This is a genomic window from Gaetbulibacter sp. M235, from assembly GCF_043876835.1.
Taxonomy (GTDB): Bacteria; Bacteroidota; Bacteroidia; order Flavobacteriales; family Flavobacteriaceae; genus Yeosuana.
Map to the genome: position 1 here is coordinate 179,717 of NZ_JBAWJZ010000003.1, position 13,812 is coordinate 193,528.

Genomic DNA, 13,812 nt, shown 5'->3' on the forward strand with positions numbered 1-13,812 from the left:
CTATAACTTTTTTCTGTAATTTCGCAGCATGGTAAAAGAGATTCAGTTACGTATAACTCTTCAAGAAGAGGCTCAACCAAACATTCTTGTAAAAAAATCAGCTCAATTTTTAAAAATAAAGCAGGATGATATTACTGGAATTAAGGTATTACGTAAGTCTATTGATGCCCGTAAACCGCAAATTATTTTTAACTATAAAATAGCTGCTTACATTAAAGAATCATTACCAAAAACATCTGAATACACCTTTAATTATCAGGACGTTTCAAAAGCAAAAGCTATTCATATAATTGGTTTTGGTCCTGCTGGAATGTATGCTGCTTTACGATGTATAGAATTAGGTTTTAAACCCATTGTTTTAGAACGCGGTAAAAATGTTCAGGATAGAAGACGCGATTTAAAGGCAATTAACCAAGATCACATAGTAAATGAAGATTCTAACTACTGTTTTGGTGAAGGTGGTGCTGGAACTTATAGTGATGGGAAACTCTACACTCGCAGTTTAAAACGTGGTGATGTAAGGCGCATTTTTGAAAATCTGGTTTATCATGGTGCCACTGATCAAATTTTGGTTGATGCTCATCCACATATTGGAACTAATAAGTTACCTAAAGTAGTTCAAAATATAAGAGAAACGATTTTAAAATTTGGTGGCGAAATTTATTTTGAAACACGAGTTATTGACTTCACAGTTAAGAATTATAAAATCCAATCCATTCAATTGCAAAATGGTGAAGACATACCAGTTAACAGGGTCATTTTAGCAACTGGTCATTCGGCACGTGATATCTTTTATTTACTTTACAAAAAGAAAATAGCTTTGGAAGCTAAATCTTTTGCAATGGGCGTTCGCGTTGAACATCCTCAACATATCATAGATTCTATACAATATCATTGTAGCGGAGAACGCAATGAACTCTTACCCGCAGCATCCTATGCATTAGTTCAACAAGTTAATGACAGAGGAGTCTATTCTTTTTGCATGTGCCCAGGAGGTTTTATAGTACCAGCGGCAACAGCAAACGGAGAAGTTGTTGTTAACGGAATGTCACCTTCAAAAAGGAATAATTTATTTGCCAATTCTGGTATTGTTGTAGAAATAAATGCTGAAAAAGATTTATACAAATACGAACAATTTGGTCCTTTAAAAGGATTAGAATATCAAAAGGATTTAGAAAAACTGGCATTTACAGCTGGAGGAAGAACTCAAACTGCACCCGCTCAACGTTTAACCGATTTTGTTGAAGGAAAATTATCAAACGACTTAAATCCTTGTTCATATCAACCAGGATTAAAATCTGCACCATTACATTCTTTATTACCCAAGTTTATTGGAAGCAGATTAAGACAAGGCTTTGAAGCATTCGGTCAAAAAATGAAAGGTTATTATACTTCTGAAGCCAACGTTGTTGGAGTTGAATCAAGAACCTCATCACCTGTATGCATCCCCAGAAACGAAAATCTGGAACATCCAGAAATTTCAGGGTTATTTCCTTGTGGCGAAGGCGGTGGTTATGCTGGTGGTATTGTTTCGGCCGCTATGGATGGCGAACGTTGTGCTGAAGCTGCTACGGTTGGCTTATAAGCAGAAATTCAATCATCTAAAAGATATCTTCCAATCAGTTTCTAAAAGAAAGGTAGGCTGGTTTCTTTTCAAGATTTATTCCTATTTTTGCACCACAAAAATTAAACTAATATGAACGCATATATTTTCCCTGGTCAAGGAGCCCAATTTACAGGAATGGGTTTAAACCTTTATGAAACTTCACCTTTAGCCCAAGAATTATTCGAACAAGCCAATAATATTTTAGGGTTTAAAATTACTGATATCATGTTTGAAGGTTCAGCTGAAGAGTTGAAAGAAACTAAAGTAACACAACCTGCTATTTTTTTACATTCTGTAATTCTTGCTAAAACTTTAGGAGCTAACTTTAAACCAGATATGGTAGCTGGTCATTCATTAGGAGAGTTTTCTGCATTAGTAGCCAATGGGTCTTTAAATTTTGAAGACGGATTGAAATTAGTTTCTAAACGTGCATTAGCCATGCAAAAAGCGTGTGAAATACAACCAAGCACAATGGCTGCCGTTTTAGGTTTAGAAGATGAAATTGTTGAAAAAATATGTGCCGACACAAAAGGTATTGTGGTTGCTGCTAATTATAATTGTCCGGGTCAGTTGGTGATTTCTGGTGAAGTTGAAGCTGTTAATAATGCTTGTGAAGCTTTAAAAGCTGCCGGAGCTAAACGTGCTTTAGTACTGCCAGTTGGTGGTGCATTTCATTCTCCATTAATGGAACCAGCAAGAGAAGAATTAGCTGCTGCTATTGAAAGTACTCACTTTAGCAAACCTAATTGTCCAATATATCAAAATGTAACTGCAAACGCTGTTATTGATGAAACTGCAATCAAATTAAATTTAATTTCACAATTAACAGCTCCTGTACGCTGGACACAATCTGTACAACAAATGATCGCAGATGGTGCCACTTTATTCACTGAAGTTGGCCCAGGAAATGTATTGCAAGGTTTGGTTAAAAAAATTAACAGAGAAGCTCAAACTGCATCTGCTACTTTATAAAAATAATTTATGAAACTATCTCGTCGTTCCCTATTCATAATTCTAACAATAATCATTACAATTGCTGTTGACCAAATTTCAAAGATTTTAGTAAGAACCTATGTGGTTCCATCTGAAAGATCAAATATTATTGGCGAGTATTTTACACTTCATAATGTTGAAAATGTAGGTGCTTTTCTAGGAATGGGAAGTGATTTGAGCCCAGTTATGAAACTTATTCTGTTGCTTATACTGCCTATTGCTGTTTTAGGATTTGTAACCGTACATATTTTTAAGGATAAAAGTTTAGACAAACTTTCAGTCTTTGCTTTCGCTAGTATTATTGGAGGTGGAATCGCCAATGTTTTTGATAGAGTAGCTTATGGTTCTGTTACAGATTTTTTTCACATTGATTTAGGTGGTGTTTTTAGGACTGGTATTTTTAACATGGCTGATCTTTCTGTAACAACTGGAATGATTATGTTATTTGCACTCAGTCTTAGGAAGAAAAAAAAAGCAATTGATTAATCTTAATTATTTTTTTATAAATATCACATCTATCAAGAATATTACATTTGTACAATTAAAATATAAATTGTTTCAAAAAATAAAAGCCACCTAAATTTAGGCGGCTTTTTATTCATCAATTGAATTATTATTTATTGAGCACAAAGTGTGACAGGTAAAACTCCTGCACCAGCTTCACCAAAACCACTTTCTAAAAGTAATTCATCTCCAGGGCCATATATTTCAAATCCGATTTCTCCATAAGCATCCCCAGGGAAATTCCAAGTTGCTTTTAAAGCTCCTTCAGGTATGGTAATAATAGCGTCTTCATCAGCTTCAAAACCATCGGCACTAGGAGTACATTCAAAGGTGCTTGGTATATATGGGCTACACATTCCTACTTCTTGATCTACACCATCAACTGTAACAATAATTCCACTGCCTCCATTAGGATCATCCGTTTGCCAACCATCTCCGAATGAATCATGCATAACAACTCTATAATTACCAGGTTGCGGAGGGCAAATTACAAAGTATTCAAATTTGATTGTATAGTCTGTTATTTGAGAAAAATCGGCTGCATAATAGTTTGGTTCTCCATTACTATTAAGAACATCTAATACTGTTCCATCGGCTAACTTAAATGAAGTAAAAAACATTATTCTGTCACCAACAGAAACATCAGCCACACTATTCAGCTCAGAAAAAGCATTAAAAATATCTGTGCTCGTTATGGCATATTCTTTAGGGAAAGAAGTCACATTAGTGTCAAAAGTTCCCGGTCCATATAAATCACCAGCAGCTGTCAACCAAAAAGCCTTCAAGTCAAATGAGGTGGGTTCTCCTTCGCCAATACCTACAGTAAACTTTAAGCTTAAATTGTTAAATCCCCCAATTTTAATAAAATCATCACTGCCAGCAACCAAATTAAAGTCAGGCAAAGCTCCATTATCCAGTGGAATAACAGAGGTGCCTCCGTCATTTTCACAAGAAGTATTCAGCATAAATATTGCTAAAATGAATGTTATAATTTTTATATTTTTCATTGTAATTTTTATTAGATTAATTATCCCAAAATATTTTGTAAGCAGTTGCATCCTTTTGACTTGGAGCATTCTTATTTACATCTAATTCAGCCAAAGGCCAGAATATAGATACTTGATAGGGTCTTGTAAGTGTTGTTTCACTATCAATTAAAGGCCATGCATCCTCATTATCTAATTGGTATTCTTTTGATGAACTGTTTGGATCAGCCAACACTGGATACCCCGTTCTTCTATAATCATTATATTGATCATAAGGATCTCCAAAGGTTGACACCCATTTTTGGGTCATAATGATTTCCATCTTTTTAGTGGCTGATGCTGCATCAAATTCAGACATAACATCATCAATAAATGAGGTCACTTCTGAAGACCCAGAAAGTACTGGAACCGTTTGGGTAGTTTTAGAATTAGCAACAACATTATCTACTTTAGCAAAAGCTGTTGTAATTGCCTGCTCCAATGTAGCACGAACATCTCCACTTAATAAACCTGCTTGCATAAGTTCTGCTTTAATGAACAGATATTCATGAAAGGTTAATAATCTATGGGGGGCAGCTCCTGTCCCTACGTTTGCATTAGCTTTTCCTCCCGATCCATCATCATATTTTCCTCCTGCAGGATAAATACCAGGATAGGTAGAAGAATCCCTTGACGCAAAGTCTCTATTGGCACTTACACTACCAAACCTAATGGTATGAAAACCAGTATTCCTGTCCCAATAGTCAGCTTTTGGGTCTCCGGTTGTAGGATCACCAACATCTGGAGGCAATTGACCCGGCTTCAATTGGTTGTAGAAATAATAAGGCAATCTTGGATCAGTAATTCCATTGTGAATATTTGGATTCCAACCTTTTAGAATTTCATAAAACCAAGGGCTTGCATAATAAGATGTTTGCCCTGTTAAATATGAATCCAAATACATTTGATTCCTTTCATCTGATGGAGATTGTGCTGTAGAGTAAGTAAATTGGAAATCATCACTTATACCAGTCATAAAATTATTGGCATTAACCAATGCGTTTAATTTACTTGCATCAAACAATGAGGATAGTCTAATTTCATTATACAGTTTTAACTTCAAAGTGTTTACAAACTTATTCCATTTTGAAACGCTTCCTTTGTAATATAAATCTTGAGTACCGGGGTTTTGTCCTTTTCCACTATTTATATTTACTAATCCTTCATCAATTAAATCAAGGGCAGACTGATATATGGCTTCTTGATTGTCAAAGTTAGGACTCACTATACCTTCGCCCAATAAACCTGCTTCTGTAAAAGGGGCATCTCCCCAAATATTAACTATCATAGTAGCGGTATACCCTTTAATAACCTGAGCCATACCAACCATAATCATCTCTTCTTCTTCTGTACCTTGGTTAATGACAATATCGCATTCTGTCAAAACAGAATAAGCAATATTCCATGAGTTAACAACTAAAGTGTTATCTTGCTTAGTGCCATACTGATCTTGTTCTTCTCTAAAAACAAATTGGTGTACATAGCAAGAGAATACTTCTCCAGATAAGTTCTGAAAATCTGTAATATTTTTGAAGTTTATTTCAACATTAGTCAACAATTGATCCAATGGTGCCACCGTAGGGTTATTTGGATCTTTATTGATATCTAAATAATCACTACAATTAAAAACCAGCAATAAAGACATAAAAATGGTGATAAGTTTTTTATAGCCTTTTAATTTTATTTTAAATTTATTTTCCATGATTTTTTTAATTAAAATGTTATATTAACCTTAAGACCATATCTTTTAGAACTAGGGGCCGATTGTGTTTCTATGCCTTGTAAATTACTAGAACCGTATGATGTTACGTCTGGGTCAAAATTGGTGTACTTAGGAACATTAGGAGCAAAATACCATAGATTGTTTCCAATTGCTGAAATTGACATGGATCCAATAAATGTTTTATCCAGAAATTTTTTAGGCACATCGTATGTTAATGCAACTTCCCTTAATCTATAAACAGTACCATCATATACATCAGCCTCATCAACACTGTTGATTGCAAACGTGTTACTGTTTGTAGTAGGAGAGAAATATAAATTATTCATGGTAACCTGAGTGACGTTAGGGATTTTATTTCCTGAACCATCCAAGATTGGCTGACCTGTTGTTGGGTCTCCATAGAACCCCGGTATAATAAATGTATGCTCTCTGTCCTCGGTGTCTTTAGTAACACCTCTTCCTAATAATCCTTGAATGGTTGATGAGTGTATATCTCCTCCTTCTTTCCAGTCGATTTGAGCCCTTAAGCTAATGTTTTTATACTTAAAGGTGTTTGTAAACCCAACTTTAAAATCGGGGGTAGGGTCACCTATAACTTGGCTTTCCAAGGCTTGCAAAACTCCTCCTCCGCCTTCTTCAATCAAATAGTTACCTTCGTCATCTCTGGCAAAAGCAGTGCCGTAAAATATGCCGAAAGGTTGCCCCTTTTGCACATAGCCAACTTGATTAACATCAATTGGAAACCTATCAAGTCCTTCAATCAACTCCTTAACAACATTTTCATTTTTTGTAAAAGTAGTATAAGATGTCCAACTAAAGTTTTCTGTACTTATAGGAACTAATGTCAATCCTATTTCAATCCCTTTGTTTTCCATTTCTCCAATGTTGGTTAAAAATGAAGAGTATCCTGTACTGTTGGGTACGTTTACACGAGAGATTAAGTCTGTGGTTGTCTTTTTGTACCAAGTAAAGTCAAGAACAATGCGTTTATTAAAGAATTCAAGGTCTGTACCAAGTTCAATTTCTTCTGTGTTTTCTGGTTTTAAATTAGGATTTCCCAATGTCGCCGGTAAAAATACCGTTGGTTGTCCCGCAAATACGGCTCCTAGTCCAAACACTTTATTAATTTGGTAAGCACTAGCATCACGACCCACATTTGCCCATCCACCTCTTATTTTACCATACGATAAAACATCACCTCCTATGCCTAAGGCATCAGTAAAAATAAATGAGGTATTAACAGATGGATATAAAAAACTGTTATCTTCTTTTGGTAATGTTGAAGACCAATCGTTTCTAGCTGTAACATTTAAAAACAAATAATCCTTATAGTTCAACCCAAGATCTCCAAAAACACCCACAATTCTTTTTCTTGAAATAAGATCAAAATCTGATACAACGTTTGCCGTATTATTTACTGTAAAAATACCATCGGCTATAAGGTTGGTTCCAGTATATCCAACATCGTGAAATGACTGTTGGTTTACGTTATTCCCAATTAAGAAATTTAAATTCAAATCTTTGTTTAAATCATAATTAAAGTTTAAAACCAATGTAGATTCAATTTCTTCTGAGCTATAGTCCTCTGTTTTAACTCTACCAAGACCTGCTGCTGCTCTTGAACCTTTGTCGGTGATTTCCTTTCTTGCTAAATCATATTTATTAACACCTAATTGATACTTCATGTTGATATGGCTATTAAAATCATAAGCAAAATTTACGTTGGCAACAGTTCTATTAACATCTGTAATAATTTGATTGTGCTTCCAAGACCAAAGTGGGTGATCCCAACCACCATTTGGTATAACCGATGCTCCATTGGCATCTTCATAAGGCAAAGTTAAATCCCAAGTTCTACCAAGTACTAATGCTCTTGCAAAAGAAGATGCTTGACCTGCAAATTGGTTTTCTCCAAAGAAACCGCCTACTTGTTGACTATCTGAATAGCTTAAATTAGCACCCACTTTTAAGCCATTTTCTAATTTATAATTACCTCCTGTTGAAAAATTGGTTCTTCTATAAGTATTGTAGGGTATATAACCTTCTTGATCAAGGTTGGATATTGTTATGTTAAAGTTTGAATCTTCTTTTGCTACATTAATATTTATGGAATTGTCTGAAACAACACCTGTTCTAAATAAATTTTTAACATTGTCCGGTTGAGCAACATAAGGTACTGTAGGTCCAAATTGATCTGGAAATGCATTTAACAAATTAGGCCATGTGGGAATAGTTTCTAAAGAATCAAATCTTGCTCCCCAAGAACCATTAGCGTTATTATAATTAAAATTGGTTCCATTTCCATAGGTGTTTTGATAATCAGGAAGATTAGCTATATTTTCAAAATAAAGGCCTGAATTAAGGGATACTTCAAACTTTTTGTTTGTAAAACCTCCCGATTTACCAGATTTGGTAGTAATCAAAACCACACCATTAACAGCTCTTGAGCCATAGAGTGCAGCGGCTACCGCTCCTTTTAAAACCTGTACATCAGCAATATCGTTTGGGTCCAATGATGAAATCCCCGATTCATAGCTGCCTCCAGATCCAACCACTTGGTCGGAAGTTTCTATTTCATCATTGCTATACGGTGTTCCATCTACTACAAATAAAGGTTGATTTCCCCCTTGAAAAGAAGTTGTACCTCTAATATTAATCTTATTAGCTGCCCCAGCAACTCCTGTTGAAACGTTGATGCTTACTCCAGGAACTTTACCATTTAACGAACGCAATAAATCTGGCTCAGAGTTTTCTGTAATCTGGTCAGATTTGACTGAGTTTACAGAATACCCTAAGGATCGTTCATTTCTCTTAATACCTAAAGCCGTTACAACAACTTCTTCTAATGCTTGCGTATCATCAGATAATACTACATTTATTGAATTTGAAGTTCCTGCCTTAATCTCTTGGGTTATATATCCAACAAAACTAAACACAAGAGTCGACCCTTGGTCTGCTTTAATTGAATAATTACCATCAAAATCTGAGGACGTTCCTGTTGTAGTTCCTTTAATTAAGATAGTCGCACCAGGAAGTGGTAATCCTGAATTATCTGATACCTTACCAGAAATTGTTCTTTCTTGTGCTATCACTATGGTTGAGCCAAAGAGTAACAGCACTAACATAAAATAGTAGTTTTTTACTTTCATGAATAAAAATTTTATGAGTTAGTCTAAGCAGATTGCGATAAGGAAGGTAGCTAAGACGTTTTTTAAAGGACTAATTCAAAAAAATCGCTTCACGAATAAACTAAAGTTTAGTGGAACTTAAAGTAGTAAGTAAAGTTCTTAAGCCACCTAACCTTACACAATTGCATAGTAAAAGAAGACAATAAATTATTTTATATTAGGGCTAATGATTTGAAGTACATTTAAATTGATTTGATATATTTACTTTTTAGGTTAAAATACATTTTGTTGTTTTCTAATCGTTTTTTACAGATATGTTAAAAAATATCTTTTATCTATCATAAATATTTAAAACATTATTAATCAAGTATTTAAAATAATATTTATTTAAACTGTTAAAGCTTTTCTAAATTTATAAATTGATTTGAACAACCAAAAATGAGCTATCAATTTTTTTTTTTTTGATGTGAACATCTTATTTATTGTTATAAGTGGTTATAAAATATCATGTTCAGCAAATTAAAATATATTAGTTTTAGAAAAAAATGTAACGTAAAAGATTATGACTAAAATAAAAACCATCATTGTTGACGATGAACTTTTAGCCAGAAAACGGGTTTCTAATTTATTAACTGATATTAAAGAGATAGAATTAATTAAAGAATGTGGTTCTGGGAAAGAAGCTATTGAGATTATTATTGATCAGAAACCAGATTTAATCTTTCTCGATATTCAATTAACAGACATGACAGGTTTTGATGTATTAAAACAAATTGAGTCCTCTATTAGACCTTTGGTTATATTTATAACGGCTTTTGATGAATTTGCCCTTAAAGCATTTGAGTTTTTTGCTTTTGATTATTTATTAAAGCCCTTTAAAGATGAACGTTTTTTTCAATCTACAAATAAAGTAATTGAGTCTTTTTTTTCTAATGAGTCCAAGGAATTGAGTGAAAAAATAAATGACTTAATGAAATATATAGAAAATCCGAACGAGGATTTTTCAGAAATAAGAAAAACCAAACTTGCCATAAAAGCAAATGGTAAAATTTCATTTATAGAAAAAAAACAAATAAAATATATTGTTGCGTCAGGTTACTATGCAGAAATCTATTCTGATCAGAAAAAATACCTCATGCGTGAATCATTAAATTCGTTAGAAGATCAATTCAATTCATCTAAATTCATTAGAATTCATAGATCAACTATTATAAATATTTCCTTTATTAATGAAGTAATTTATTCAAATTATGGAGAGATTGATGTAAAAATGCAAGACGAAAAATTATTTAGAATCAGCAAAACGCATAAAAAAGAATTTCAGAAAAAAATGGGAATTTAATTATTAGAGAACTTTACTTTATGATTGAAAAACTAAAAAAACAAATAGATTTTAAACTTATAAGCATATTATCTGGTTTATACGCTTTTTTTGTGATTATTTACGCCTCAAAACTATCATTTTTAAGATTAAAATACCCGAAACGGATTGAAGAAACAAGCTGGAGTAAATTTTTTTTAAACCATTTTATAGATTGGGTAGTTGTTACAATCTTTATAGTTTTTATGGTATCAACTACAAAATTTCTGATAAACAAAAAAACCAAATTGATTTACATTGGATTAATACATCTCTTTTTTTCGTTTTTCCTTGGTGTATTTACGCTTGGAATTACTTGGGTCATAGAGAACCTAACAGACTCTCAAATGGCAGCTAATTTTTCATTCAATGATTATCTTACAGCATTTATTAGTCTTATAGATTTAAATTTTTTAATATATTTTTCTTTAGTTACCATCATCTATATGTATTATTATTTTCTGAAAAATCAAGAAATCCAAATACAAGCGGCTAAACTACGAGAACAATTATCTGATTCAAAATTAAAATTTTTACAAGCTCAAATACACCCACATTTTCTTTTCAACACTTTAAATAGCATCTATTCTTTAATGGATATAAATATTGAAAAGTCTAAAAAAATAGTCGTTGATTTAAGTGATATTTTAAGACATGTTTTAGATAAGAAAGATGAAAATTTAATTGAATTACAAGAAGAGTTACTCATACTTAAAAAGTATATAGATATTAATAAAATGAGATTTTCAGACCAATTAAGTTTTAACATTGATATTGAAGAAGGATTGGAAAATGTTTTGATTCCCAATATGATTATTCAACCCATTGTTGAAAATTCAATTAAACATGGTTTTGATAAAGACATTATTTCACTGAAAATTTTTATACGTATCCACAGGAAACATGATAAACTCATAATTATAATTAAAAACAATGGGGAAAAATTAAATAAAGATGTAACTACTTTATTCAAAAAAGGAACCGGTCTCACCAATATTAAAGAACGCCTAAATACACTCTATGCAAACAATTACATATTAAAAATTTATAACAGATCCGATAAAGTAGTTACGAAATTAAGCTTCCCTATTCAGCTATCAATTTCTGAAATCACACACAATTATTAGTTATTTTTAACCTCTAACAACCTGCTCCCACTTCCAAGCAGAACGCATGGCATCATCTAATGAAAGTTGAGACTTCCAACCTAATTCATTATTAGCTTTTGTAGTATCTGCGTAGGCCGAAATAATATCACCTTCACGTCTGCCAACAATTTCATAATTTAATTTTTCACCAGAAACACGTTCGAAAGAATGAACAACTTCTAATACCGAACTTCCTTTTCCTGTTCCTAAATTAAAGGTTTCAAAATTCGACTTATTGTTGTTTTCTAACAAACGTTTAAAAGCAACAACATGTGCTTTGGCTAAATCTACTACGTGAATATAATCACGAATACATGTGCCATCTGGTGTTGGATAATCATCTCCAAAAATAGAAAGTTGTTCTCTTAAACCAATAGCTGTTTGAGTGATAAATGGCACAAGATTTTGCGGCACCCCTATTGGCAATTCTCCAATTTTAGCTGATTCATGGGCTCCAACTGGGTTAAAATAACGCAAGGCAATGGCTTTTAAATTTTGTGTTACTTTACAAGTATCTCTTATAATTTCTTCCCCCATTTGCTTAGTATTCCCATATGGAGATTCTGCTTGTTTTATAGGGGCGTTTTCAGTAATTGGTAATTCATCTGCTTGTCCATAAACAGTACAAGATGAACTGAAAATAAAACTGGCTTCCGGTAATTTTTTTAATTCTTTTAAAATATAAACCAGAGTACTTATATTGTTTTCATAATATAAAAGAGGTTCTTTAACACTTTCACCAACAGCTTTACTGGCAGCAAAATGGATAACACCTTTTATATCAGAATGCTTTTTAAAGAAATCTTCAACTTTTGATTTTTCTTTTAAATCTAATTTTTCAAATATTGGCTTTTTTCCAGTTATTGAAGTAATTCCATCCAAAACCTTTATTGAAGAATTTGATAAATCATCAATAATTACAACCTCATAGCCTTCATTTTGCAATTCAACAACGGTATGAGATCCTATAAAACCTAATCCACCTGTAACTAATATTTTATCCATTTATAAATGCTTTAACTTTTGAAGTTATAAATTCAATTTGTTCATCATCAAGTTCAGTATGCATCGGTAAAGAAATCACATCTTTTACTAACTGATTGGTAACTTCAAAATCTGCTTCGTTATATCTAGAATCCAAATATGCTTTTTGCTTATGTAACGGAATTGGATAATAAACCCCACATGGAATTCCGTTTTCATTTAAATAATTTGCTAATGCATCTCTATCAACACCTTTAACTCTTAAAGTATATTGATGAAATACATGGCAATCGCACGTATCGCAAATTCCTTGGCAAGCAGGATTCCCTATTGGCGTAATAATATTTTGTTCTCCAACAAAAGCTGCATTATACTTTTTAGCGGCTAACTGTCTGGCTTTATTATAAGCATCAAGATGTGGTAATTTAGCATCTAAAACAACGGCTTGAATACTATCCAAACGAGAATTAACACCTACAACATCATGATGATAACGTACATACATACCATGATTCACAATTCCTCTTATGGTATGAGCTAATGCATCATCATTGGTAAAAATTGCTCCACCATCACCATAACATCCTAAATTTTTAGATGGAAAAAATGATGTAGACGCCACATGACCAATAGTTCCTGTTTTTGCTTTTCTGCCATCTTTAAAAGTGTAAGTTGCACCTATACCTTGAGCATTATCTTCAATAACGTATAGATTATGCTCTTTGGCAATTTCCATTATGGCTTCCATATCAGCACACTTTCCAAACAAATGAACTGGAACAATCGCTTTTGTTTTTGGTGTGATAGATTTTTTTATGGCTTCAATACTAATATTGAAATCATCTGGGTTTACATCTACTAATACCGGTGTTAAATTAAGAAGTGCAATAACCTCAACGGTTGCAGCAAAAGTAAAGTCGGCCGTAATAACCTCATCCCCTGGCTTTAAACCCAATCCCATCATTGCTATTTGCAACGCATCGGTTCCATTGGCGCAAGGAATTACATGTTTAACACCTAAATATTCTTCTAAATTTTTTTGAAATTGATGAACTCTAGGTCCATTTATAAATGCGGTAGTTTCTAAAACTTCTTGAATTGATGAATTAACTTCATCTTTGATTTTTTCAAATTGACCTTTTAGGTCAACCATTTGAATTTTCTTCATTTAAAAAAAATTAAAATTCCTCCACAGATTTTCAGAAAACATTAAATCTTTTTTGACACTCACATGGGTAGAATTAATGAGATACGAAATTACAAAATTCATGTTGCTTAACAACGATTTTCTTTTAAAGAAATGTATTTTTGTTTGAAAGTTTTGATTTGAATTTTTTATAC

The 13,812-nt window shown here is 32.8% G+C and carries 10 protein-coding genes; 5 read left to right on the forward strand and 5 right to left on the reverse strand.

The window, feature by feature from the left end; all coding sequences use genetic code 11:
• Positions 1-28: 28 nt before the first annotated feature.
• From V8G69_RS06070 to lspA, 3 genes are all read left to right on the forward strand, one after another.
• Positions 29-1,585, forward strand: a complete 1,557-nt coding sequence (locus V8G69_RS06070; protein WP_394880933.1) for an NAD(P)/FAD-dependent oxidoreductase — start codon at positions 29-31, stop codon at positions 1,583-1,585.
• 111 nt (positions 1,586-1,696) lie between these two features.
• Positions 1,697-2,578: an ACP S-malonyltransferase gene (gene fabD / locus V8G69_RS06075; RefSeq protein ID WP_394880934.1), complete on the forward strand. Its 882-nt coding sequence runs from the start codon at positions 1,697-1,699 to the stop codon at positions 2,576-2,578.
• Positions 2,579-2,587: 9 nt separating this feature from the next.
• On the forward strand, positions 2,588-3,085 hold the full coding sequence (gene lspA / locus V8G69_RS06080; RefSeq protein ID WP_394880935.1) for a signal peptidase II: 498 nt from the start codon (positions 2,588-2,590) through the stop codon (positions 3,083-3,085).
• Between the two features lie 131 nt (positions 3,086-3,216).
• On the opposite strand, the gene V8G69_RS06085 is transcribed toward lspA, so the two are convergent.
• The 3 genes from V8G69_RS06085 to V8G69_RS06095 are packed head-to-tail and all read right to left on the reverse strand — an operon-like array spanning position 3,217 to position 9,000.
• Positions 3,217-4,110 (reverse strand): hypothetical protein, encoded by an 894-nt coding sequence (locus V8G69_RS06085; protein ID WP_394880936.1) that lies wholly within the window; start codon positions 4,108-4,110, stop codon positions 3,217-3,219.
• Between the two features lie 16 nt (positions 4,111-4,126).
• A complete protein-coding gene (locus tag V8G69_RS06090) occupies positions 4,127-5,830 on the reverse strand; it encodes a SusD/RagB family nutrient-binding outer membrane lipoprotein (protein WP_394880937.1) in 1,704 nt (567 codons plus the stop codon).
• Between the two features lie 11 nt (positions 5,831-5,841).
• A complete protein-coding gene (locus tag V8G69_RS06095) occupies positions 5,842-9,000 on the reverse strand; it encodes a SusC/RagA family TonB-linked outer membrane protein (protein ID WP_394880938.1) in 3,159 nt (1,052 codons plus the stop codon).
• Between the two features lie 541 nt (positions 9,001-9,541).
• On the opposite strand from V8G69_RS06095, the gene V8G69_RS06100 reads away from it, so the two are divergent.
• Together V8G69_RS06100 and V8G69_RS06105 are read left to right on the forward strand one after the other, a co-directional pair.
• Entirely contained in the window at positions 9,542-10,321 is a 780-nt protein-coding gene (locus V8G69_RS06100; RefSeq protein ID WP_394880939.1) for a LytR/AlgR family response regulator transcription factor, read from the forward strand.
• A gap of 20 nt (positions 10,322-10,341) precedes the next feature.
• Complete coding sequence (locus tag V8G69_RS06105; RefSeq protein ID WP_394880940.1) at positions 10,342-11,466, forward strand: sensor histidine kinase; 1,125 nt, start codon at positions 10,342-10,344, stop codon at positions 11,464-11,466.
• A 6-nt stretch (positions 11,467-11,472) separates the two neighbouring features.
• Here the strand turns inward: V8G69_RS06105 and galE are convergent, their stop codons facing one another.
• Entirely contained in the window at positions 11,473-12,492 is a 1,020-nt protein-coding gene (galE, locus tag V8G69_RS06110; RefSeq protein WP_394880941.1) for a UDP-glucose 4-epimerase GalE, read from the reverse strand.
• Entirely contained in the window at positions 12,485-13,639 is a 1,155-nt protein-coding gene (locus V8G69_RS06115) for a DegT/DnrJ/EryC1/StrS family aminotransferase (protein ID WP_394880942.1), read from the reverse strand. The genes galE and V8G69_RS06115 overlap by 8 nt, the downstream gene beginning before the upstream one ends.
• Positions 13,640-13,812 lie beyond the last annotated feature (173 nt).